Genomic DNA, 23,624 nt, shown 5'->3' on the forward strand with positions numbered 1-23,624 from the left:
TTACGACCTGAACTTGAACGAATTTTGGTTAACAACAGCTTTTACAGGCTTAGGCTGGGCTGTCTTATCCTTCTTATACTTCTCTTCGTATTTAACGAACATCGAAACATTCACCAGTATGCCGGTAGCAATTGCGAGCTGCAGCAAGGACGAACCTCCATAACTCACAAAAGGCAATGGAACACCTGTTAGTGGAATAACACCTGAAGCTCCACCAAGATTGACAAAGGACTGAATCCCAATCATGCTGGCAATCCCTATTGCAAGCAAACTGCCAAAAGGATCCTTGCACTTAAGCCCGATATAAATTCCTTTTAAGACGATGAATGCAAGGCTCAGCAACACAAACCCTACACCAAAAATCCCCAGCTCCTCGGAGATAATTGCGATGATGAAGTCCGTGTGAGGCTCAGGTAAATACCCAAGCTTCTGGACACTTTCGCCAAGACCAAGGCCTTTCAAGCCGCCTGAACCAATAGCATAATAGGAATTGGCTAGATGATAGCCTGTATTTTGTTCATCTGTAAAAGGATTGCTGTAAGCAGTAAATCTGCCTATCCTTGTTTCTGAAAAGATTTCATCCTGAAGGAACAGAACGAAAGGAGCGAGGAATCCAAGTCCAAAGAAAATCAGTTTGGCGATATTCTTCAGGTTCATCCCAGAAGAAATAATTATTGTCGAAGCAATAGCAAAAATAATTGCTGCTGTACCGAAGTCAGGTTGAATTGCCACTAGCATACATACTAAAATCAAGTAAACAAGAGGTGGTACAACCCCTTTATTAAACTGGTTTATGTAGGTTTGCTTTTTAGCATATACGGCTGATAGATAAATGATTACACTTAACTTTGCAAACTCTGACGGCTGCAGGCTTCTTGCTCCAACTTCAAACCAGCTCAATGCATTGTTCGTCACTTTACCAAATAAAAACAGCGCACCTAGTCCACCCAGGATAAACACTACCATCGGCAATAAAACCTTAGTGCTTTTCATCGCCTTGTATGGGAAGAATGCCGCTACCACAAACAAGATTGTTGCAAGAAATAAGTTGAACTTCTGTTTTTGAAAGAAAAAATCGCTAGGATAATCATACCTCTGGATGGCAGTGACCATGCTGGCACTGTAAACCATGACAAGGCCAAACAAGCACAAGAGCGCAACGACAATGATCAATGAATAGTCATAGGATTTCAGTATTTTTTTAAACATCGTCTCTTCCCCATCTTCTAAGTTGTTTAATCTATTCTACTATAAGTTGAAATATCCTGCCTTTGTTTAAGGAAAAGTTATGGAATTCTTAATATATTGTCATAGAAGTGTAATGCAGCTTCAAGGAGACAATTGAATTGGAAAAAGAATTAAAAAACTTAACAATGTGTACGGAAAATGCCTCACAAAAAAACTCAAACAATCGATTAGGACTGTTTGAGTTTTTAGGATTTATTTTTTTAACGAAGCCTCATGCAATATGGAAAGCTCTTGCTCCAACTGGTCGAGAATTACTTTTCCATCTGATTCTTCGATTAAGCCGAGTCTTACTGCAAAATCTATCTCTCTTGATAATCCAAACATTTGCGTATCTAAAACCTCTTCATAAAGAGGGCATTGAGGCATTGTCAGGTTATCCATTTGCACTTTGATCAGCTTTAAAATTTTATCAGCGTCAGCCTTTAACAAGGCATGGGCTTTTTCCTGATGGTTGATTATCATATCAGACGCCAACTTGATCCCCCCGTTTCCGAGCGATTACCCAATCCTATCTTTAAATTTTACCCTTAAGTGGACAAAAAAGCAAGAATATTAAGGATGCAGATATTAATGGTTAACGTGCTATAGATGGGTTGAAATGACAACTCACAAAATTATCGCTATACTGAATTAATAATATGTAAAGTTTCAGGAGGGAATTATGGAAACAATCATCCCAATCAAAGGAAAAGTCAAATACAAGATCACTTTGGATCCGGGTGTATGGATTTTCGATGATCGAAAAGTAGACTTGAATACATATTTCAGCGAAGACCAGGAACGCGGAGATGCCCTTGAAGAGTATACGAAGTCAGTTTCAAAACATTGGGATCGTGAAATTATGGAGGGTGCAGTCTATCCACCAACCCTCAAAACAGAAGTGAAGTTCGAAAAAGAAAAAGTCCTGACTGGCACTTTCGGTATACCATTCAAGCCATTTCTTGTTAATGCTGAACCAGAGCAGACAGCGAAGAATGTAGTGATTGAATATGGGGAAAATGACCAGATATCACTTTCACTCGAAGAAGCTTCCGGCCTCATCCTCGGTTTTTCGAAGGACGGCAAACCTTTAAAAGAGGACGGACCGCTTCATGTATATTACCAGGATGGTTCCAATAAGGAGAATCCAATCAAAAATGTTACCGGCTTTACCATAGAATAATATGTAAGGTACTGCCAACGGGCATCCCAGGAGGGTGCCCGTTAATTTATTGTCCCTCTACCCGTTTTGTTTTTGTTATATTTGACATCTCAGATTCCAGTATACGCCAATAGTTAATTTAAAAGATCGGCTGCAAGCTGGGCAAGAGATGACCTTTCTCCTTTAACGAGCTGGACATGACCCGCGATTTGCTGGTCTTTGAATTTTTCAACCACATAAGTCAACCCATTATTATAGGCATCAAGGTATGGGTGGTCAATCTGGTCAGGGTCACCCATCAAGACAATTTTACTGCGCTCCCCTACCCTCGTCAGAATTGTTTTGATTTCATGCTTAGTCAGGTTTTGCGCTTCATCAATGATAATGAATTGGTCCGGGATGCTCCTTCCCCTTATATATGTTAATGCTTCTACCTCGATTGAACCCATCCCTGCCAGTATGGCATCAAGTTCGCCCGGTTTTTTCGTATTGAAAAGGAATTCAAGGTTATCATATATAGGCTGCATCCACGGTCTGAGCTTTTCTTGCTTTTCTCCAGGCAAAAAGCCCAGATCTTTACCTACTGGCACAATCGGCCTTGCTACAAGCAGCTTTTTAAAAATTCCCAAGTCCTCAGTTTGAAGAAGACCTGATGCCAGAGCGAGCAATGTCTTTCCTGTACCTGCACGCCCTATCAATGTGATCAAAGGCATGTCTTGACGTAAAAGCAACTCCATGGCCATAATTTGCTGAACATTTCTTGGCTTGATTCCCCATGCGTGCTTACCCTCATGTTCAAAAATAAGCTTTTTCACTTTTTTATTTTTTGTATCAACCATACCTATTGCAGATGCAGAACTTCCGAGAATGTCCTTCATGATCACAAACTGATTTGGGTAAAAAAAGTTTTGCCCTTTTAAGTCAGAGATGTTAAGCTCTCCTTTTTCATAAAAACGATTTAGTTCCTCTATCTGTATATACACTTCTGCATAGCCCGAATACAGATGGTTAATTTCCACTACCCTGTCACTTAAAAAATCTTCAGCAATCAGCCCTATTGCATCTGCCTTTACTCGAACAAGCGCATCCTTGCTGACAAGGATAACTGGACGCCCATCTTCTTTCGTTTCTTCTTCAAGACTTAAGTTTTTTGCAACAGCCAATATTCGATTGTCATTTGTCTTTTCAACGAAGATTTCCTGAAGTTGATGGAAGGATCGATGGTTCAACTCGATCCTGAGCGTCCCTCCACCTTCAAGATTGATTTTCTCATGCAGCTTTCCTGTCTCCCTCATTCCGTCTATGAGCCTTGAAACCTGGCGCGCATTGCGCCCAATCTCATCCATATATCTTTTCTTTGAATCCACTTCCTCCAGAACTACAGCAGGTATGACAACTTCATTGTCTTGAAAGGAAAAAATCGCGTGCGGATCCTGTAGTAAGACGTTTGTATCCAGTACGTATATTTTACTCAAATTGATGCCTCCCGCCTTATTGATCTCGACATTGGCCAACTTGGCAGCCTTGGCCGGGACTTTGGTAAAATATATGACTTTTTGAATAAAGATAGAAGATATTTTGCACAATAACCTTTGAGCATTTCTTTTTTTGTTGTATTTGTCATTAGCTTTGTTGCCTGCCGCATACTTACTTCAGCGCTCTCTTCCAAAGGGCCTGGAAGACTATTGGAATGCAAAGGCAAAAGTTTACCGGAAAGAATATACAATGCGAAACTGCCTTCTTCATTTACATTACTAATGGATTTAAGGACTTTTTTAAATAACCGGAGGGGATCATCGATGATAAGATTGGTTGCTGCAATTTCGTTTGTGTTGTTATTGACTGCATGCAATGGGCAGAACAACGCAAATAAAACTGACGAAGATCACAAGGTCAAGGTCCAGAATAGTGCGATCAAGGAAGTTGACCGCCAATCTGGCCAGGAGATTTCCCGACATCTTGTTGACTTGACCACTCACATCCCGAATGTTGATGATGCTGCGGCTGTAGTGGTTGGTCGCTATGCTATTGTAGGTATCGACGTAAATGATAAAATGGAGAGGTCAGAGGTAGACACTGTTAAATATACGGTGGCTGAAGCCTTAAAAAAGGACCCTAAGGGTGCACGCGCAGTCGTTGTTGCCGATCCTGATATCACAGCAAGATTAAGGGAGATATCAGAGGATATACAAAACGGCCAGCCAATCCAGGGTATTATGAACGAACTTTCAGATATAACCGGAAGAGTTATGCCAGAGGTACCAGCAGACATGATTGAACCGCAGACTAAAAGCCCGACTGAAGATCCTAAGAAGAAGCTTAACAAAGAAGAACAAAAACAATTAGAGAAGGACCAGGAACAACAATCTAACTACCATAAATAATAAAAGCCCAAGCGCCTTGTCCAGCCCCGAAAAGCGCTGGAAGTCCTGACAGTGAAGACGTTCTTTCTTCATTGGCAGGACCGAAGCGTCTCGAGGCTAGACGCCGGAGTTGGACACTAAACTAAGTGTAAATACTTTCTTATACAATGACAAAAAGCTTAGTCAATCGACTAAGCTTTTCTCATTGCATCCATTACTTGCTTATCAAGACGCGCTGCTGCATCTTTGTCGTATGTCTTGTCATATTGAGGTTCAGCGACGATTTTTGATCCATAGAACATAACGTCCCTAACTTCGCTGATATTGATTTCGACTAACGCTAGCTTCAAAGGTACACCTTCAAGTTTTTCTTGCTTGACGCTAGCCGTTCCGCTAATTGAATATGTAGATTCATTTGCGATAAGGTTGATTACTGCTTTGTCATTACTCTTGATATTCTCGATGATCCGAGAGCGGTTATCCACTGCAAAATAAACGGTACCCTCGTCCTTTGCAAGCACCCAGGAAATCGCGCTGACATTCGGGCCACCGGTTTCATGATCAACTGTCGCCAAGGTGACAAAACGCTCTTTTTGCAATTCATCAACCAACGGTTTGATTAGTTTAGGTTCTACTTGATTTGCCATATTCACCCTCCTTAAACTATCATAATAGTACTACGAACTCTTTAAGCAGGGCAAATCAAATGATTTTTCCTGCTAAGGCTGCAAACAATGATATACTATAATATAATCAAAACTCAATCAGGCTATGTACGATAATTATTAATAAGAGGTGTAAGAATGAGAGTCAAATGTGTACTGTGCGACAAAATCGAGAATATTAACAGCGATACCCTTCAGGCTAAGCGGCTTCGAAATCGGCCGATCCATACATATATGTGCGATCCTTGTAATGAACGAATTGCTGATAAGACAAACAACCGAATAGCAACAGGGAATTTCAAGCTGTACCGTTCCCGCGTTAAGAAGGATGATTGGTGATTGGTGATTTGCCCACCTAAATAAAGCTTTTGAACGAAATCTGAGGCTGGTTCAGACAGCTTATGAGTCTGGTGACTCAAATCTGTCTGAAATCAGTACTTTTCTTGACAGCTTTTCTGCTTTGCACTCCAAACCTGTCACAATCCCGAGCTTTTTCTGACAGCTTTTCTACTTTGCACTTCAAACCTGTCACAATTCCGTACATATCTTGACAGCTTTTTGCTTCGTGCCTCATAATACGAGCTTTATTTTGACAGCTTTAGGGCTATCAGCTCAAGCCAAAGCACCATGAATCTACAACAAAAAATCCGCCCATTTCCGGGCGGATTTTTTCAGTCTTCTTCAGGATAGTTAACGTATTTGTCTGGCTCTTGCCTGATTTGGTCAATCATGACTTCAATCAGGTCACGCGGGAAACGGTATTCTTTAGAATTGCCTTCCTGCACGACAGTGACATAGTACATTAGTGCGTCCCGTTTTAATTCTTTAGATTCAACATTATGTTCTTCGGCAAGAATTTGATCAAATAACTGTGTAGTTTCTTGAGCTGCTGTATCTTCTGGCCGAGCATCGCTGACAATTTTGATTGTCAGCCAATTATAAATTGCATCCTGGAGTGATTTCATATCGCCAACTCCTATTTAACATTTGCTTCTGCTTTTTTATGCTGTCGCAGCCTGAGCTTGTAGATGACCAGGATTAATGCTGCGACCACAAGTCCTTCCGTGATTGGAAGGAAAATAGCAAGGAAGGTTAGGACTGTAGAGCCAAGCAATAAAAATCCATAGATGATGATACTTTTCAGCAATGGCAGCTTCTGTGCAAACCCAAGTTTGTAAACAAGGATGCTCAGAGCGGCAATCGTCAGGTATAGCATCCACATGCCTACCGTTGGGTTCTCATCTACCCTGAATAATGCTGCAAAAAATGATAATCTCTGGCTTACATCCATACTTCTTCCCCCTACTTAATTAAGCTTCAGCGTATTTTTTCTTTTTCGCCTGTCTTTCACGCTCATTCTTATCAAGAATCTTTTTACGGAGTCTGATTGATTCTGGAGTTACTTCGCAATACTCGTCATCGTTCAAGTATTCTAAAGATTCTTCCAGAGTCATGAGTCTTGGCTTCTTGATGACAGATGTCTGGTCCTTATTAGCAGAACGAATATTAGTTGCTGCCTTTACCTTCGTGATATTAACAGTTATATCATTTTCACGAGTGTGCTCACCAACAATCATGCCCTCATAAATTTCAGTTCCTGGCTCAACGAAAATCGTTCCGCGGTCTTCTACCTGCATGATACCATAAGTAGATGCCTTCCCTGATTCCATTGATACAAGAACACCCTGACGGCGTCCGCCTACCTGGCCTTGGAGCATTGGCTGGTAGCTGTCGAATGTATGGTTAATGATACCATATCCGCGAGTCAATGTTAAAAATTCTGTTGTGTAACCGATAAGTCCGCGTGCCGGTACATTGAAAATCAATCGAACCTGGCCGCTTCCATTGTTGATCATATCAAGCATTTCGCCTTTACGTGCACCGATTGATTCCATGATAGATCCTGTATGTTCTTCAGGAACATCGATCTGAACACGTTCAACTGGCTCACATCTTACTCCATCAATTTCCCTTACGATAACTTCAGGTTTTGACACTTGAAGCTCATAGCCTTCACGACGCATGTTTTCGATTAGGATAGACAAGTGAAGTTCTCCACGTCCTGAAACGATCCACGCATCCGGAGAATCAGTGTTGTCTACTCTAAGGCTAACGTCAGTTTGCAGTTGTGCGCGTAATCTCTCTTCAATCTTCCTCGCAGTCAGGTATTTACCTTCACGGCCGGCGAACGGGCTGTTATTGACCAAGAATGTCATTTGCAATGTTGGCTCATCGATACGTAAAACCGGCAGTGGATCCTGCTGGTCAAATGGACATACAGTTTCACCGACATTGATATCTTCCATTCCAGATAAAGCAATTAGGTCCCCTGCATGAGCTTCTTGTACTTCCTGGCGCTTCAGACCGAAGAAACCAAAAATCTTTGTAACACGGAATTGTTTTACTGAACCGTCAAGCTTCATTAATGCTACCTGCTGGCCAACTTTCATCGTTCCGCGGAATACACGGCCGATACCAATTCTGCCAACATAGTCATTATAGTCAAGAAGTGCTACCTGGAATTGAAGAGGCTCTTCTCGGTTATCAACAGGAGCTGGGATATGGTCGATAATGGACTCATACAATGCGCGCATGTTTTCATCCTGTTTTTCAGGGTCCATACTTGCTGTACCGTTAATTGCAGATGCATAAACAACCGGGAACTCAAGCTGATCCTCATCCGCACCTAGTTCGATGAACAAGTCTAGGACTTCATCAACTACCTCAGAAGGACGAGCAAAGTCACGGTCAATCTTATTAACAACAACAATTGGTGTTAAATGCTGTTCAAGAGCTTTCTTCAAAACAAAGCGTGTTTGCGGCATGCAGCCTTCGTATGCATCGACAACTAGCAATACGCCATCAACCATTTTCATGATACGCTCAACTTCGCCGCCGAAGTCAGCGTGTCCAGGAGTATCAAGAATGTTGATACGTGTATCATTATAAGAAATAGCTGTATTTTTCGCGAGGATCGTAATTCCTCGTTCTCTTTCCAAATCGTTTGAATCCATCGCACGCTCTTCCACATGCTCATTTATACGGAATGTGCCTGATTGCTTCAGAAGCTGGTCGACCAATGTCGTTTTACCATGGTCAACGTGGGCAATGATCGCTATATTTCTAATATCTTCTCGTAATTTCAAAAAAGTCACCCTGCCTTTAATATCATAATTTATCTTTTGGCTTTTTACACAACTTACATATTATAACACAATAAGAGTGGAAACCTATAAGCATTTTAATGTACAATTAAATATATTATTATTTGCACCAAATGTCGAATGGGGGATTCACCTTGAATCAGATAAAATGGCCATTATTATTTTTCGCATTTGCAGCAGCTTCATGCATGATTGGTATTGGAATCGCCATTGGTGAAAGAAGCGTTGCCGGTACGTTCGCATGTATTATCGCATTGGTTTTGGTAATGGGATTCGGGTTTAAAAAGAAAAAAAAGATGAGAGAAGCAGGAGAACTTTAGACTCAGTAACGTGTGCTCTGCCCTTTTTTTATTTCGAATCTTATTTTGGGACAAAGCAAAACCGTAATTTTTGATTTCTCAATAACAAAACCGGCTGGATTTCCAGCCGGTCATTCGAAGGGGCGGACCATGATCAAATAGGTTTCGCCCTTGTTTTCTTCTGTTTTGAATTGTTCAAAGCCGCAGTCTGTTAGGAAGTTGGACCACTCGTATTCTTCGATAGGGACAGCGGCAAAAAGAGCCTTTTGCCCAATGTCCATAAATTCATCGGAGAGCTGGTCCATAATCGCCGATGCAACTCCCCTCCTTCTTTCCTCTGCTTTCACCAATATGGTGCCAAGCCATGGCTTTTGATTGGAAGGAGCAGATTCCAAATGATAAGAAACCGCAACAGGACTTTCTTTCTCCTCCCATACCCTCCATTCACCTGACAAATCATCATATTGCCCAATGTAATCTTCTAAGGATAAATCCTTCAGCTCTTTTTTCCTCCACTTAGCACTTGAAGATATTAATTCCTCAAAAAACGGCAGATCTGTTTTTTTTAATTGCTGCCACGTTAAAATTACCATTTTCCATCCTTAAGATAATTACTCAGTATCTCACCGTGCAGACCGGGTTTTGAAACAAACAAAGAACTCTGCTTGAGAAGATCCAGTTCTTCTCCTCTAAGGTCCGTAGTTTCTCCACCAAGTTCCTTTATTATGATGATCCCAGCTGCAATATCCCATGGTGCAAGCCTTGGAGTCAGATAAGCATCTATTCTCCCCGTTGCGACATACACCATTTCCATAGCCGCTGAACCATAAGAACGTGTTCCTCTTACATCCTTTACAAGGGGGATAAGTAATTCGTGATTTATCCGTTTATTAGGAGCTACCCAGGTAGCATTGAGAGCAATAATCGCTTCATTCACTTTGGCTTCTGTAAGTTTCGGAATAGATTTTTCATTTAAATAAGCTCCATGTCCTTTTACACAATGATAGAGTTCGTCATGGACGACATCATAGATAAGACCAATCATTCCTTCCCCATCGATATAGATGCCGATTGAAATCGCAAAGTTTCGCTGTTGATGAACAAAATTCATTGTTCCATCGATTGGATCTATAATCCACACGACTCCTGATAAAGACTTCACTTCGTCTCCATACCCTTCCTCGCCCATGATACGATGGTCAGGATAAGTACCTTTAATTTTCCCGATAAAATATTGCTCTGTTCCTTTATCTATATCTGTAACCAGGTCATTCGGATTTGATTTTGATGTGACATTCAAAGTCTTCGGAAAAGAAGCCCTGATATTTTCACCAGCCTCTTTGATCCAACTCTTCGCATATGTATCAATTTCTTTCAGATTATATTCCATTCAGCTTTCCCCCGTTCATAGATTTTTACGACCAAACAAGCTTTAGGAATCTATTTTTAGCTTATCGGATTAAGTTCATATTCATCAAGTATTAGGATTCCCCCTGCCATCTCCATAACATGCAAATATTCTTTAGATGCTAAATGACCTTATCCGTAATCGTGACACCTTTTCGGACATTTAGAGACCACCAGGACATAAGAAACGAACTCCTTCAGCTTTACAGGAGTTCGTCAAGTGTCTCGGTTGCTGCAGTTTTCCATTATTCTCACCATCATACCTTACCTTCTTCTTTCGTAAAACATTATAGCTATTACAGAGCTTTTAAACGTAATAATTCTTGTCGAATTCGTTCGAGTTTTTGTTTACATTCTTTCATTTTCGATTTATCAGAATCCGTCATTGCGTCAAAAAGGGTGGCTAATTCATAATCCATTTCCAAACGTAGTACAGCTGTCCTCTGGAGCTCACCATTTCTCTTCCTTGTTGAATTTATAAGTTGTTTCATTTTTACACTCCTCTATAATTTCTGTTTTTTATTATTGTATGAATTTCCAATTGGCTGTGGTACAAATTTGTGCGTATACCCAGGACTCGGAAAAATGCCTGTCGCTTCTTTTTTTATAAAGATTTTGCTACAATATTTGACAAAGTACTAGGAGGTTTTTATATTGTCATTTTCAGGATTTGAACAAGCAGATTTCGATGTTTTTAAAATAGACGGGCTCGACGAAAGAATGGATGCCTTAAAATCCCAGATCCGACCTAAGCTGGAAGACCTCGGCCAACACTTCGCTCCAACGCTTTCAAGCATTGCTGGTGATGAAATGCATTACCATGTTGCAAAACATGCCCGGAGAACGAAGAATCCGCCTAAAGATACGTGGGTAGCTTTCGCCAGCAATCCAAGAGGCTATAAGATGCTGCCTCATTTCCAGATTGGTTTGTGGGAAACCCATGTCTTTATCTGGTTTGCTGTTATATACGAAGCACCTGAGAAGGAAGCAATCGGTAAAAAACTTGAAGATAACATTGATTCCATCTACACCCGCACTCCTAAGGATTTCTATTGGTCAATCGATCATATGAAGCCTGAAGCAACGATTCACAGTGAGCTTTCCAAGGAAGACCTTCTCTCAATGTTCAATCGCCTTCAAACTGTTAAAAAAGCTGAAATCCTATGCGGTCTGAACATTCCTCGTGAACAAGCCGTCAAACTAAGCGGTGATGAAATGCTCTCTAAAATTGAGTTTGTATTTAAAGAAATATTACCCCTATATAAATTGGCATAAACCATGAAATGCGTAGGCGACTGCCCATTTCCGACAAGCGCTAGAGGGCCTGCCAATGAAGTCGTTCTTTGACTTCATTGGCAGGACCGAATCGTCTCGAGGAAATAGGAGCCGGAGCTAGACAAAAGAAAGAGCCCATTTTGCGTGGGCTCTTTCCTCATATTTAAACTGATTCTATTTTTTTCTTTTCTGAACTACTTTTATCTTTTCACCTGACCCGGTTTCTTTAATTGCTTTTACTGCCTGGTATGGTACGTAGCCGCTTACTTCTTGAAATTCGTTGAAAAGCGTTTTTTCCTGGGCTTTTCCTGGCACTATTTCTTTAAAACGTCTGTAAGCGTTGAGCAATGCATCCCGATCGATGCCTTTTTCATATGCTTTTTCAATACATTCGTAAAAGTGGATGACATCAACAATTTCATCTGTGGACCATGTGTAGTCTATTGGATATTGGTATTCCATTAATTCACCTGCTTTTTGTGCAATGACAGGAACCTTCTGCCCCAGTGCATTCCTTGTATGTTAATCGATTTTACCGTTATTTATTATTGAGCGCAAGGAATCGGAGCTTCATCTACTCCAGTTTGTTCTTATTTCTTCAGCTTCGTTGATAATTCTGGCAAATAACTCAGCTACTGTAGGACAGTCCTTGATTAACCCCATCACCTGTCCAGCCCAGCCGAACCCATTTTCATCATCACCTTCATATATATACTTGCGGTTTGCACTTCCACTGATCAGGTTTTTTAAATCTTCATAACCGCCACCTTGCTTCTCTATTTCGATGATTTTTTCTGTTAATGGATTGGCAATCGCTCTTGCTGGCATCCCGAGAGACCTTTTTATTACAGTGGTATCATTTTCGGTACCTTCAACAAGCTTTTGCTTGTATAGCTCGTTCGCATGGACACATTCTTTAGTAGCTATGAAACGGGTTCCCATTTCAATGCCCTGTGCGCCAAGGCTTAATGCCGCCATCAGCCCTCGTCCGTCTCCAATCCCTCCCGATGCGATTACAGGTATATTGACTGCATCAACAACGGAAGGAATAAGCACCATCGTTCCGATATCGCTCTTTCCTAGATGTCCGCCGCCTTCCTGGCCGACTACCATGACTGCGTCCGCTCCCAGCTCCTCTGCTTTCTGCGCCTGCCTTTTTGCAGCCACAAGAACAAGTTTTTTAATATTTGTTTCTTTTAACTGTTCAAAAATTGGTGCCGGGTTTCCCCCAGTCATCGAAATTACAGGAACTTCTTCTTCAATAGCTACTTCCAGATAATGCGAAAACGGCCGGCCATGCTGTCCGATCGCAAAATTGACTCCGAATGGCTTGTCAGTCAGCTTTCTCACTTTATGTATTTCATTCCTTAACGCGTCAGGATCGGGAAGGGACATTGCTGTTATCTGCCCCAATCCTCCAGCATTGGATACAGCTGCGGCCAATTCTGAATACGCCAGATAGGCAAGACCTCCCTGGACAATTGGGTATTGTATACCTAATAGGTTCGTTACGTCAGTATTCCAGTTCATACTCTCTCTCCCTCTCATGCTTGTTTCAATATAACTTCTATTTTTATAGCTCTTTTTCCTGTTTATTAATTTTTTTGATTCAGGTCTTTCTTGATATTCTGAATTTCTTTGCAAACACCTTGATTAGTGCTATAATGCATGTGTTTTATTTTTTCAAAAGCAAAACCTAATCATAACCTATAAATAAGGAAATCCAATACAATAAAGAGGTGTGATCATCAATTGTCACAAAAAGAGACACCGTTGTTTACCAGCCTATTAAAACACGCAGAAAATAATCCGATTCAGTTCCATATTCCCGGTCATAAAAAAGGAAGCGGTATTGACCCGGAGTTCAGAGAATTTATTGGTGATAATGCACTGTCTATCGATTTGATCAATATCGGGCCCCTTGATGACCTGCATTCTCCTAAAGGCATCATCAAACAGGCTCAGGAGCTGGCCGCTGAAGCATTTGGTGCCGATCATACTTTCTTTTCAGTACAGGGAACAAGCGGCGCAATCATGACCATGATCATGACAGTTTGCGGACCTGGAGATAAGATCATCGTACCGAGAAACGTGCATAAATCGATTATGTCAGCTATTGTTTTTTCCGGTGCCATTCCAATCTTCATCCATCCTGAGATAGATAAGAAGCTCGGAATTTCTCACGGAATCTCAACTGATTCGGTCGAGAAGGCGCTAGAACAGCATCCAGATGCAAAAGGTCTGCTTGTGATCAATCCAACATATTTTGGCTTTGCTGCTGACCTGAAAAAAATTGTTGAGATTGCCCATTCTTACGATGTGCCAGTTCTGGTGGATGAAGCCCATGGCGTCCATATCCACTTCCATGAAGATCTCCCGCTTTCAGCAATGCAAGCTGGCGCTGACATGGCAGCAACGAGCGTTCATAAGCTCGGAGGATCAATGACGCAAAGCTCGATCCTGAATGTAAAAGAAGGTTTGGTATCGTCAAAGCGCGTTCAATCAATTATCAGCATGCTGACAACTACCTCTACTTCATATCTCTTGCTCGCATCACTGGATACTGCGAGAAGAAGGCTGTCTATTGAAGGAAGAGAAATCATTGACCGCACCATTAAATTGGCGCAGTGGATCCGGGGACAGGTTAATGACATCGAGCATCTTTACTGCCCGGGAGAAGATTTGCTGGGTACAAACGCTACGTATGACTTTGATCCAACGAAAGTACTGATAAGCATAAAAGATTTGAATATTACTGGATACGAGGTCGAAAAATGGCTTCGCGAAAAATACAATATCGAAGTTGAACTTTCAGATTTGTATAATATCCTTTGCATCATCACCCCTGGTGACACTCAAAAAGAAGCTGAAATTCTAGTTCAGGCATTACGTGAACTTTCAAAAGAATTCCACCATCTTGCTGAGAAAGTGCATGCTGAAGTTATGCTTCCTGACATTCCGTTATTGGCGTTGACACCTCGGGATGCCTTCTACGCCGATACCGAAGTGGTGCCTGTAGAGGAATCGGAAGGACGGATCATTGCAGAATTCGTAATGGTGTATCCACCTGGGATTCCAATTTTCATTCCAGGAGAAATCATTACCGAAGAAAACCTTATATATATCAAGACCAATATGGAAGCCGGCCTTCCAGTACAAGGCCCAGAAGATGATGAACTTAAATCCTTCAGGGTAATCAAGGAACACAAAGCAATCAGATAAGAAATGCGCAAGCGCCTTGTTCAGCCCCGACAAGCGCTGGAGGGCCTGACAGTGAAGTCGTTCTTTGACTTCATTGACAGGACCGTGGCGACTCGAGGGGCTAGGTGCTGGAGCTAGACAACTCTCGAAGTGAAAATTTACACTTTCTTATCTTGTAAAAAAAGAAGGGCATGCAGGATGCATGCCCTTTTATCTATTCTTATCTTTCCTCTGCACCTTCATGGTCGCAGCAGTTGCATTTTTTTGAATATAATACCGTTACTTTCTCATCTTCGAAATGGTCAATTGTTGCATTGCAAGTTTGACAAACGATTGTGCCCATATTTTCAAACTCCTTTTCGTTTTGAATTTTGAAAGCGTTTTATCAACTTCTAATTATATATTATTATAACACTATTAAGATTTCAAGCCTAAACTGTATAACACTTTGGTTTTTTATTAGGTATTTATTGTTATATGTACCCACAATATATGTTTAAAAAACAATTAGTATGACACTTTTTGCGTAAATACTAATTTAAAGGTGCCAATAAACCCAAAAAACAGGCCCTTTTGGCCTGCTCTCGTTTCCCGCTTATTCGTATTGAGTCTGGAACGGGGCTGTTGGCAATTCTTCATTGAAAAATAATGCAAGGTCCTCAGCCTGCCGGACTTCTGTAATATGGAATGCTTTCTGTAAATATTCTACGTCTTCTATGTCCTTAGGGTCGAGGAGTGCCGAACGCCCCGTCTGCATGCAGACTACCAGAGGTTTTCCGAAAAACATGTTGGTAGAGACAATCCCAAAGTCATAACGAGTGTCATTAGTAGTGAACCCCACAAACCTGACGTGAACCTTTTCATGCTCATCATAAAGCTTTTCGAATAGTTCCATATGCCTCCTCCTTTTTAATTAAATATTTAGAATATTATTATAATTTATTTTTGACAAAAAGGCAAGTGCATTAGAAACTAAAAAGCTTTTATTCTATTGTCAATGCTTTTTCAGGAGTGATAAAATGATGGTGAATAGATAGGAAAAGGGGATTGGACGATGTCTAGTAATGCTTATATAAAACTTGTTCCATCATCATCTCAGCAAGCCATTTCCACCGAAGAACTGAAGGATTTATTTAATTACTATAAGGAAATAACTGCTAAAACAGGCGACCAGGTTGATTGGAATTATGAAAATTCAGCATTTCCTTATGATCTCAAGGAAAAAGAAGATGGGAAAGGCACATGGTTCTATCTGCAATCATCCCAGGACCGTTATAATGCAATTTTAATCGGCGTTGATAAAGAAAAAGTTGCTGACGAAGACGGAACAGAACGCGAGCAATCATACATACAAATTACCCTGCCTCCAACAGCGACTGCTGGGGACAAGGGAAAAGCAAACGAATTCAGTAAGTTTATCGGTAAAAAACTGCAGGGCGAGCTCCATTTATTCAACGGGAGAGTTATGTACTTCTATCCACGTAAATAAAGGTTCTTTTTCACCTGGCTGATACTTTTTGAACATTTACCTGCATTCGCAGCATACAGGTTTCGGAACACAAGTTACAAATTCCACTAAAAAGAATAAAAAGATCAAAACGGCTGCTATTGAGCAGCCGTTTCTTTATTTGCGGGTGTTTTTATAAGCTCAGGATCGACGATTTTATACCCTTTATTTTGCAAGCCTTTTACGATATTACCAAGGGCAGCGCTTGTCCACTGCCGGTCATGCATCAGCAAATTCGCCCCATTCCGGAGCAATGGTGTATTAACCATAATATCTGCGAGAGCTTCCTTTGATTGATAATCCTTTTCCCAGTCATATCCGTAGGTCCAATTCATAAGCAGCATTTTTTCATCAGCGGCCAGCTGCTTGCTATAGTCAGTATTCATTCCGAAAGGAGCCCTAAAAAATTGTGGTCTTTCGCCAATAAGTTCTTCAACCCTGTCATTAAGGTCTACGATCTCTTTCCTTTGTTGTTCCTCAGATAATTCTCTCAAAGACTTATGGTTATATGTATGGTTTCCAATCGGAAAGCCCATTTGATGAATCTGTTTCAGGACTTCCCCTTCTTCAGGAGTGTCAAGGAAATGGCCATTCACAAAAAAGATGGCTTTTACATTCAAATCTTTTAATGTTTTGGCCATCTCGAGAGCATTTTTGTCTGGTGCATCATCAATTGTCAATAAAACTATTTTTTCATCAGGGTTTTCGATATTTTGAATAGAGAAATCACTCTTCATTTCATACTGAGGTGCTGCTTGTACTACTTCTTCACTCTCTGCAACATCTTCAGAAGAATCCTCAACCGCTACTGTACCTTCTGTTTCCGGCTTTTCCTCTGCGGCTTTTTCCTCTTCTTGGATCTGCTCTTTAGCTTCTTCACTTGTTCCAGTTGGTTTCTGCGCTTCTTCTGCGGCTCCACATCCAGCTAAAATAATTGATGCTGAAACCGCAAATAACAACGTTCTTTTCAAGATTTTCCCCTCCTGCTGGTTTATCTTTGCTGACAAGGCTGATGGCTTAACTTTTTTAGACTCAGTATTTCAAGAGATCCATAAAGAAGAAATAAAAGACATTGTCATATGAAGTGATACATAAATGGCAAGGCTCAAGACCGTTATAAAAAAGGTTTTTCTCGCCGATTTCACTATATTATTGCCTATTATTATAGCTAAATAGAAAAACACCAAGAACATAATACCATTATAAATCGGATGATCGTGTTTGGATAGCCATTCTATTAAGGTATATCCACTCCAGATAATTAATTGAAGCAGCAATACTGTATACACCTTCAAACCCTCCACCACCATGTCTAAATTATCTTTTTCCCAAGTCACTGTAAGATAAACATTCAGATCTTTTTACTAGTATATGTCCGGTTGGTTTGGATATTTTTCATTTATGTAACAATTCAATAACATTCCATTCTTTTGGAAATTGCTGTGATAGAATATGGACAACCAGTTACTCGTGCGAAACAACAATCCGAAAAAAAGTGAGGCAAAGATAAATGAAAAGTTTGTCTTTTGTTTTTGTCGCTACGTTCCTATTTCTTACGGCTTCATGCAACCCAGTCAACGATTCAGATCAATTGGAGCTAAATAAAGATATAAAACAAGTCGTTTTCTTTTCCGATGATGAGAACTATAAACAAGAAGCATCCTATTATGATGCTATTATTGAATTAAAGAAAGAATATCCTGCCGAATTTGATAAAATTATTGTCATTTCCGCAGCAAACGCCAATAGATACTATGACCTTTTTAAGGTAAAACAGTTCCCTGCAATCCTGGTTGTCCATCAGGATCAAGTACTTGCCAATGTGAATGGCAATGTAACAAAGGATCAGATTATCGAACCTCTATCAGCTGTCCTGAATAATGAATAAGGCTCTTGTTTCAAATTCATTACCTATAGGGAACAGGTAGAATTAAAGCCCCCGAAGTCCTTCAAAATGCTGCTTATAGTTAATGCGAAATCAACCAAAAATAAAAAATCCTTTCCATCTAATCTGGAAAGGATTTTTTTATGTTTATTTTACGATATGAATCGGATTTCCAAGTGCTACTTCTGCAGCTTCCATGGTAATCTCACCGAGAGTTGGGTGGGCATGGATTGTCATTGCCAGGTCTTCAGCAGTCATGCCTGCTTCAATTGCAAGACCAAGCTCTGCGATCATGTCAGAAGCATTCGGACCAGCGATTTGAGCACCGATGACAATGTCATCTTCTTTACGTGTGATCAGCTTCAAGAAGCCGTCTGTCTGATTGAGGGAAAGCGCACGGCCATTTGCAGCAAATGGGAATTTAGATGCTGTAATATTGATGCCTGCATCTTTCGCTTCCTTTTCAGAATAACCAACTGATGCTAATTCTGGATCAGAGAATACAACTGCCGGGATTGCCAGGTAGTCGATTTCTGAAGGATGTCCAGCGATGGCTTCAGCAGCAATTTTACCTTCATAAGATGCTTTGTGTGCAAGTGGCGGTCCTTCGACAATGTCACCAATCGCGTAGATGTTGCTTACACTTGTGCGGCACTGTTTGTCGATTTTAATAACGCCACGGTCAGACATCTCGATGCCAACTTGCTCAAGTCCTAGTTCGTCAGTGTTAGGCTTTCTTCCTACCATGACAAACACGTAGTCTGCTTCGATTTTCTTCTCTTCACCGTTTGCTTCATACGCAACTGTTACGCCAGACTCGGTCTCCTCGACACCCTTTGCAAGTGCCTTAGTGATGATTTCTGCACCCTTCTTTTTCAGGTTGCGTTTTACTAGAGCTGACATTTGCTTTTCGAATCCATTAAGGATTTCGTCTGCGCCTTCAAGAATTGTCACCTTAGTGCCAAAGCTTGCGTATGCTCCGCCAAGCTCAGTTCCAATGTAGCCTCCGCCAATAACGACGATGCTCTCTGGAAGCTCCTGAAGATTAAGTGCTCCAGTTGAATCAAGGACGCGCTTCGAGTATTTAAAAGCTGGAATCTCGATTGGACGGGATCCAGTAGCGATGATCGCATTTTTGAAAGTATAAGTCTGGGCTGAATTTTCATCCATTACACGAATCGTATTGGAATCGACAAAATAAGCTTCACCACTTACGATATCGATTTTATTGCCCTTCAATAGACCTTCGACTCCGCCAGTTAGTTTTTTGACTACTCCAGCTTTAAACTCCTGAACTTTAGAGAAATCAAGCGTTACGTTTTCCGCTTTGATCCCCATGTCTTCTGAATGCAAAGCGTTTTCGTATCTATGGCCTGCAGAGATCAAAGCTTTAGAAGGAATACATCCCACATTCAGGCACACTCCGCCAAGTGTTGCTTTTTCTACAATTGTTACTTTTTGGCCCAGCTGGGCAGCGCGAATCGCTGCCACATATCCGCCAGGGCCGGCACCAATGACAAGAGTATCAGTTTCGATTGGAAAATCTCCTACTACCATTTATTACCCCTCCATTAACAATAGTTCTGGATCGTTCAACAGGCGCTTGATGTGATTCAAAGCGTGCTGTGCAGTAGCGCCGTCAATCATACGGTGGTCGAAGCTTAGGGAAAGCGCTAGTACAGGAGCAGCTACAATTTCTCCATCCTTGACTACTGGCTTTTCTGCAATTCTGCCGATTCCAAGGATCGCTACTTCCGGATGGTTGATAACTGGAGTGAACCATTGTCCGCCAGCAGATCCGATGTTCGTGATTGTGCAAGAAGCACCTTTCATTTCATCTGGAGCAAGCTTGCCATCACGAGCTTTACCTGCAAGTTCATTGATCTCATTAGAGATAGAGAATACAGATTTACGGTCAGCGTCCTTCACGACTGGAACAAGCAAGCCTTTATCTGTGTCTGCTGCAATACCAATATTATAATAGTGCTTGTGAACGATTTCGCTAGTTGCATCATCAAGAGATGTGTTCAACGCAGGATATTCACGCAATGCACTTGTTAATGCTTTTACCACATAAGGAAGGAATGTAAGCTTGATTCCTTTTTCTGCTGCAACTTCTTTGAACTTCTTGCGATGTGCCACGAGCTTTGCTACATCCACTTCGTCCATTAAAGTGACGTGCGGTGCTGTATGCTTAGAGTTAACCATTGCTTTAGCGATTGCTTTTCTGATTCCGCTCATCTTTTCGCGAGTCTCAGGGTATTGTCCTTCAGGAATAGCCTGAGCTGCTGCAGCTTTAGGTGCCTCTTCAGCTTGTGTTGCCTGAGCTTGATCTGCCTCCGTTGCAGCTGCTGCAGGAGCGCCTCCGCTTAGGAAGCTGTCGATATCAGCTTTCACGATGCGGCCATTCTTGCCTGAACCAGCAACCTGACGGATATCAACGCCTTTTTCACGTGCGTATTTACGGACAGAAGGCATTGCGACGATGTTGCGGTTAGGATCAACCTCTGCTTGTGGTGCAGCTGCTGCGCCAGCACCAGTTTGACCTGCAGGAGCAGGTGCATCTGCCGCTTCTTTTTCAATTTTTTGTCCAGTTTCTAATGTAGACTGAACCTGAGCTTCCGTCTTTTCTTGTTTAGGCTGTTCAGCAGGTGCATCTTCTTCTTCACCTTTAAACTTAAGGTGCTCGTAGCCTGGAGCATCGAACGTTACAAGAACCTGTCCTACTGTTGCTACTGTTCCTTCTTCTACTAAAACTTCTTCGACTGTACCAGCGACAGGTGAAGGAATTTCTACAACTGCTTTGTCATTCTGTACTTCGCAAAGTACATCGTCTTCCTGAACTTTATCGCCTGGTTTTACGAACCATTTGACGATTTCACCTTCGTGAATACCTTCGCCGATGTCTGGCAGCTTAAATTGGAATGCCAATGGAATTCACCCTCCTAAGTTTTTTCAAACCTTTATAATTTCAGCATTTAATTAGAATGTAAGTACTTTTTTAGCTGTTGCAATTACATCTTTGTAGTTAGGCAGCCAAACAGATTCTGCTTGAGAGAATGCGAACACTGTATCTGGAGCTGCTACGCGCAACACAGGTGCCTCTAAGCTAAGGATTGCACGATCATTGATTTCTGCAACAATCTGTCCAGCCATGCCAGCCTGTTTTTGCGCTTCCTGCACAACAATTGCTCTTCCTGTTTTTTCAACAGAAGCAATGATTGTTTCGATATCGAAAGGCATAACTGTTCTTAAGTCGATTACTTCAACAGAGTAACCTTCTTTTTCAAGCTCTTCAGCAGCTTTTAATGATTCGTGAACCATTGCACCATAAGTAATAATTGAAAGGTCTTTCCCTTCACGCTTAACATCTGCTTTTCCTAGTGGAATTGTGTATTCTTCTTCCGGTACTTCCTGACGGAAAGAGCGGTAAAGCTTCATGTGCTCAAGGAAAATGACTGGGTCGTTATCGCGGATAGATGAAATCAACAATCCTTTTGCATCATATGGAGTTGATGGGATAACGACTTTTAGTCCAGGCTGCTGTGCAACCATTCCTTCAAGGCTGTCAGCGTGCATCTCTGGAGTATGTACGCCACCGCCAAATGGTGAACGGATTGTTACTGGCGAGCTGTAGCGGCCGCCTGAACGGTAACGCATACGCGCCATTTGCCCTGCAATAGAATCCATAACTTCGAAAACAAAGCCGAAGAACTGGATTTCAGGAACCGGACGGTAACCTTGAAGCGCAAGACCGATCGCCAATCCGCCGATACCGGATTCTGCTAGCGGTGTATCAAATACACGGTCTTCTCCAAATTCATTTTGAAGGCCTTCAGTCGCACGGAATACACCGCCGTTAACGCCTACGTCTTCCCCGAATACAAGTACGTTTGGATCGTTCTTCATCTCTACGCGAAGAGCGTCTGTAATTGCTTGAATCATTGTCATTTGAGCCATGGCTTACTTCGACTCCTTCTCTTTATATATTTCATATTGTTCTTTTAAGTAGTCTGGCATTTCTTCATACATGATTTCCATAAGGTCAGTTACTTTTTGCTTAGGAGTATCATCCGCTTCTTTAATAGCGTTTTTGATTTCTTCTTTTGCTTTTTCGATTGTTTCGTTTTCCATATCTTCAGTCCATAAATTTTTCTTTTCCAAGAACTTACGGAAACGCACTAATGGATCTTTCTTTTCCCATTCATTGTCCAGGTCAGCCGTACGGTAACGAGTTGGATCATCACCAGCCATTGTATGTGGACCGTAACGGTAAGTCATCGTTTCGATCAATGTTGGGCCTTCACCGTTGATTGCGCGTTTACGTGCATCAAGTGTTGCAGCGTATACTGCAAGTGGGTCCATTCCGTCAACCTGGATTCCAGGAATACCAGCTGCAACTGCTTTTTGAGCAATTGTCTTAGCAGCAGATTGCTTTTCAACAGGAGTGGAAATAGCAAAACGGTTATTTTGAACGAAGAAGATTGCTGGCGCTTTGTATGCACCTGCAAAATTGATTCCTTCATAGAAATCACCTTGAGATGCACCGCCATCTCCTGTGTAAGTAACAGCTACTGCCTGTGTTCCGCGCTTCTTCATTCCAAGAGCAACACCAGCTGCCTGGATGTATTGTGCACCAATGATGATTTGTGGCGAAATGACATTTACACCTTCTGGTATTTGATTACCCTTGAAGTGTCCGCGTGAGAATAAGAACGCCTGCGTTAGCGGAAGTCCATGCCAGATCATTTGGGGAACATCGCGATATCCTGGAAGGATAAAGTCTTCTTTCTCAAGTGCAAATTGAGATGCAAGCTGGGAAGCTTCCTGTCCTGCTGTAGGAGCATAGAATCCTAGGCGTCCCTGGCGGTTCAATGAAATTGAACGCTGATCCAGAATCCTTGTATAAACCATACGCTTCATTAATTCTTGTAATTGCTCGTCCGAAAGCTCAGGCATTGCCGCTTCATTTACGACTTCGCCCTCTTCATTCAAAATCTGGAACATTTCAAATTGGCTTTCAACATTTTCGAGCTGCTTCACTGCATCATAAGTGTTGTTTTTTGTTTTAGATGCCATCAGAGCCACCTCTTCCTTTCATACTTCATGAATTTTAATTGAATATACAAAAATAGGTTACCCAATATCAGGATAAACTTCCCCGGGTTTCTAAATACATGTCAGAGCTGAATTGTTTTTTTCTTGGCAGATCAATAATGATTCAAGAAGTTTTTTAAAAAAACTTTTGTTTGGAGCACCATTTGAACACACCATTCTTTAGTTTTCCACAGATTTACTATAAAAAAACTTTTATTTCACCATTCTTGCATCCGAAATTCTGTATCAGTAAAAAACAAAAATAGATTAATACAATCCGCTCATTCGTTTTTTAGTTTACAATACGAAAATAAGTCCGTCAAATACTATGTTTCATCTTTTTTAATTTTATTCACTATCGGTATGTTATTA

At 41.4% G+C, this 23,624-nt stretch carries 27 protein-coding genes; 8 read left to right on the top strand and 19 right to left on the bottom strand.

Translation table 11 applies throughout. The annotated features are described in order from the left end of the window. Both ACH0QE_RS23855 and ACH0QE_RS23860 read right to left on the bottom strand, forming a co-directional pair. Positions 1-1,209, bottom strand: coding sequence for an FtsW/RodA/SpoVE family cell cycle protein (locus tag ACH0QE_RS23855; protein ID WP_415802944.1), 1,209 nt, complete (start codon positions 1,207-1,209; stop codon positions 1-3). A 231-nt stretch (positions 1,210-1,440) separates the two neighbouring features. Further along, a complete protein-coding gene (locus ACH0QE_RS23860; protein ID WP_041965554.1) occupies positions 1,441-1,722 on the bottom strand; it encodes a YlaN family protein in 282 nt (93 codons plus the stop codon). 187 nt (positions 1,723-1,909) lie between these two features. On the opposite strand from ACH0QE_RS23860, the gene ACH0QE_RS23865 reads away from it, so the two are divergent. Beyond that, positions 1,910-2,410, top strand: a complete 501-nt coding sequence (locus ACH0QE_RS23865; protein ID WP_415802946.1) for a peptidyl-prolyl cis-trans isomerase — start codon at positions 1,910-1,912, stop codon at positions 2,408-2,410. A gap of 113 nt (positions 2,411-2,523) precedes the next feature. Here the strand turns inward: ACH0QE_RS23865 and ACH0QE_RS23870 are convergent, their stop codons facing one another. After that, entirely contained in the window at positions 2,524-3,864 is a 1,341-nt protein-coding gene (locus ACH0QE_RS23870; protein ID WP_415802947.1) for a PhoH family protein, read from the bottom strand. A 324-nt stretch (positions 3,865-4,188) separates the two neighbouring features. Here ACH0QE_RS23870 and ACH0QE_RS23875 point away from each other — a divergent pair, with 324 nt between their 5' ends. Then, a complete protein-coding gene (locus ACH0QE_RS23875) occupies positions 4,189-4,773 on the top strand; it encodes a YhcN/YlaJ family sporulation lipoprotein (RefSeq protein WP_415802948.1) in 585 nt (194 codons plus the stop codon). 170 nt (positions 4,774-4,943) lie between these two features. On the opposite strand, the gene ACH0QE_RS23880 is transcribed toward ACH0QE_RS23875, so the two are convergent. Next, positions 4,944-5,399 carry a pyridoxamine 5'-phosphate oxidase family protein gene (locus ACH0QE_RS23880; RefSeq protein ID WP_415802949.1) on the bottom strand — a complete coding sequence of 152 codons (456 nt, stop codon included), beginning with the start codon at positions 5,397-5,399 and terminating at the stop codon, positions 4,944-4,946. A 156-nt stretch (positions 5,400-5,555) separates the two neighbouring features. Here ACH0QE_RS23880 and ACH0QE_RS23885 point away from each other — a divergent pair, with 156 nt between their 5' ends. Beyond that, positions 5,556-5,756, top strand: a complete 201-nt coding sequence (locus ACH0QE_RS23885) for a YlaI family protein (protein ID WP_102262061.1) — start codon at positions 5,556-5,558, stop codon at positions 5,754-5,756. A gap of 332 nt (positions 5,757-6,088) precedes the next feature. On the opposite strand, the gene ACH0QE_RS23890 is transcribed toward ACH0QE_RS23885, so the two are convergent. From ACH0QE_RS23890 to typA, 3 genes are read right to left on the bottom strand one after another with little or no spacing between them, the layout of a single operon-like run. After that, a complete protein-coding gene (locus tag ACH0QE_RS23890; RefSeq protein WP_415802950.1) occupies positions 6,089-6,382 on the bottom strand; it encodes a hypothetical protein in 294 nt (97 codons plus the stop codon). A gap of 11 nt (positions 6,383-6,393) precedes the next feature. Further along, positions 6,394-6,708, bottom strand: a complete 315-nt coding sequence (locus ACH0QE_RS23895) for a YlaH-like family protein (protein ID WP_415802951.1) — start codon at positions 6,706-6,708, stop codon at positions 6,394-6,396. A gap of 19 nt (positions 6,709-6,727) precedes the next feature. Continuing rightward, on the bottom strand, positions 6,728-8,563 hold the full coding sequence (gene typA, locus ACH0QE_RS23900; protein WP_415802952.1) for a translational GTPase TypA: 1,836 nt from the start codon (positions 8,561-8,563) through the stop codon (positions 6,728-6,730). Between the two features lie 152 nt (positions 8,564-8,715). Here typA and ACH0QE_RS23905 point away from each other — a divergent pair, with 152 nt between their 5' ends. Next, a complete protein-coding gene (locus ACH0QE_RS23905) occupies positions 8,716-8,901 on the top strand; it encodes a YlaF family protein (protein ID WP_415802953.1) in 186 nt (61 codons plus the stop codon). 110 nt (positions 8,902-9,011) lie between these two features. Here ACH0QE_RS23905 and ACH0QE_RS23910 read toward each other — a convergent pair whose 3' ends face one another. The 3 genes from ACH0QE_RS23910 to ACH0QE_RS23920 form a co-directional block, all read right to left on the bottom strand. Continuing rightward, positions 9,012-9,473, bottom strand: coding sequence for a GNAT family N-acetyltransferase (locus ACH0QE_RS23910; RefSeq protein WP_415802954.1), 462 nt, complete (start codon positions 9,471-9,473; stop codon positions 9,012-9,014). Continuing rightward, entirely contained in the window at positions 9,467-10,270 is an 804-nt protein-coding gene (locus tag ACH0QE_RS23915; protein WP_415802955.1) for an inositol monophosphatase family protein, read from the bottom strand. Before ACH0QE_RS23915 ends, ACH0QE_RS23910 begins: the two co-directional genes overlap by 7 nt. A gap of 313 nt (positions 10,271-10,583) precedes the next feature. Beyond that, the gene (locus ACH0QE_RS23920) at positions 10,584-10,778 is read right to left on the bottom strand and encodes a hypothetical protein (RefSeq protein WP_415802957.1); all 195 of its coding nucleotides are present in this window, start codon (positions 10,776-10,778) and stop codon (positions 10,584-10,586) included. Between the two features lie 163 nt (positions 10,779-10,941). Here ACH0QE_RS23920 and ACH0QE_RS23925 point away from each other — a divergent pair, with 163 nt between their 5' ends. Further along, complete coding sequence (locus ACH0QE_RS23925; protein ID WP_415802958.1) at positions 10,942-11,562, top strand: YktB family protein; 621 nt, start codon at positions 10,942-10,944, stop codon at positions 11,560-11,562. Positions 11,563-11,736: 174 nt separating this feature from the next. Here ACH0QE_RS23925 and ACH0QE_RS23930 read toward each other — a convergent pair whose 3' ends face one another. Together ACH0QE_RS23930 and ACH0QE_RS23935 are read right to left on the bottom strand one after the other, a co-directional pair. After that, a complete protein-coding gene (locus ACH0QE_RS23930) occupies positions 11,737-12,024 on the bottom strand; it encodes a UPF0223 family protein (protein ID WP_415802959.1) in 288 nt (95 codons plus the stop codon). A gap of 108 nt (positions 12,025-12,132) precedes the next feature. Further along, positions 12,133-13,092, bottom strand: coding sequence for an NAD(P)H-dependent flavin oxidoreductase (locus tag ACH0QE_RS23935; RefSeq protein WP_415802960.1), 960 nt, complete (start codon positions 13,090-13,092; stop codon positions 12,133-12,135). 222 nt (positions 13,093-13,314) lie between these two features. Between ACH0QE_RS23935 and ACH0QE_RS23940 the strand changes: the two genes are divergently transcribed. Next, a complete protein-coding gene (locus ACH0QE_RS23940; RefSeq protein WP_415802962.1) occupies positions 13,315-14,784 on the top strand; it encodes an aminotransferase class I/II-fold pyridoxal phosphate-dependent enzyme in 1,470 nt (489 codons plus the stop codon). Positions 14,785-14,983: 199 nt separating this feature from the next. On the opposite strand, the gene ACH0QE_RS23945 is transcribed toward ACH0QE_RS23940, so the two are convergent. Then, the gene (locus ACH0QE_RS23945; protein WP_023615067.1) at positions 14,984-15,106 is read right to left on the bottom strand and encodes a GapA-binding peptide SR1P; all 123 of its coding nucleotides are present in this window, start codon (positions 15,104-15,106) and stop codon (positions 14,984-14,986) included. A gap of 252 nt (positions 15,107-15,358) precedes the next feature. After that, positions 15,359-15,658, bottom strand: coding sequence for a DUF3055 domain-containing protein (locus ACH0QE_RS23950; protein WP_214738618.1), 300 nt, complete (start codon positions 15,656-15,658; stop codon positions 15,359-15,361). A gap of 159 nt (positions 15,659-15,817) precedes the next feature. On the opposite strand from ACH0QE_RS23950, the gene ACH0QE_RS23955 reads away from it, so the two are divergent. Beyond that, positions 15,818-16,252 (top strand): DUF1885 family protein, encoded by a 435-nt coding sequence (locus ACH0QE_RS23955; protein WP_415802963.1) that lies wholly within the window; start codon positions 15,818-15,820, stop codon positions 16,250-16,252. Positions 16,253-16,368: 116 nt separating this feature from the next. Here the strand turns inward: ACH0QE_RS23955 and ACH0QE_RS23960 are convergent, their stop codons facing one another. Beyond that, a complete protein-coding gene (locus tag ACH0QE_RS23960; RefSeq protein WP_415802964.1) occupies positions 16,369-17,241 on the bottom strand; it encodes a polysaccharide deacetylase family protein in 873 nt (290 codons plus the stop codon). Positions 17,242-17,780: 539 nt separating this feature from the next. On the opposite strand from ACH0QE_RS23960, the gene ACH0QE_RS23965 reads away from it, so the two are divergent. Further along, a complete protein-coding gene (locus ACH0QE_RS23965) occupies positions 17,781-18,158 on the top strand; it encodes a small peptidoglycan-associated lipoprotein (protein WP_415802965.1) in 378 nt (125 codons plus the stop codon). A gap of 144 nt (positions 18,159-18,302) precedes the next feature. On the opposite strand, the gene lpdA is transcribed toward ACH0QE_RS23965, so the two are convergent. From lpdA to pdhA, 4 genes are read right to left on the bottom strand one after another with little or no spacing between them, the layout of a single operon-like run. Then, positions 18,303-19,712, bottom strand: a complete 1,410-nt coding sequence (lpdA, locus tag ACH0QE_RS23970) for a dihydrolipoyl dehydrogenase (RefSeq protein ID WP_415802966.1) — start codon at positions 19,710-19,712, stop codon at positions 18,303-18,305. A gap of 3 nt (positions 19,713-19,715) precedes the next feature. Next, positions 19,716-21,086 carry a dihydrolipoamide acetyltransferase family protein gene (locus ACH0QE_RS23975; RefSeq protein WP_415802967.1) on the bottom strand — a complete coding sequence of 457 codons (1,371 nt, stop codon included), beginning with the start codon at positions 21,084-21,086 and terminating at the stop codon, positions 19,716-19,718. A 51-nt stretch (positions 21,087-21,137) separates the two neighbouring features. Further along, positions 21,138-22,115 carry an alpha-ketoacid dehydrogenase subunit beta gene (locus ACH0QE_RS23980; protein WP_102262045.1) on the bottom strand — a complete coding sequence of 326 codons (978 nt, stop codon included), beginning with the start codon at positions 22,113-22,115 and terminating at the stop codon, positions 21,138-21,140. A 3-nt stretch (positions 22,116-22,118) separates the two neighbouring features. Beyond that, positions 22,119-23,234 (bottom strand): pyruvate dehydrogenase (acetyl-transferring) E1 component subunit alpha, encoded by a 1,116-nt coding sequence (gene pdhA, locus ACH0QE_RS23985; RefSeq protein WP_415802968.1) that lies wholly within the window; start codon positions 23,232-23,234, stop codon positions 22,119-22,121. Between the last annotated feature and the right edge of the window lie 390 nt (positions 23,235-23,624).

This window comes from Mesobacillus sp. (genome assembly GCF_047739415.1).
GTDB lineage: Bacteria > Bacillota > Bacilli > Bacillales > Cytobacillaceae > Mesobacillus.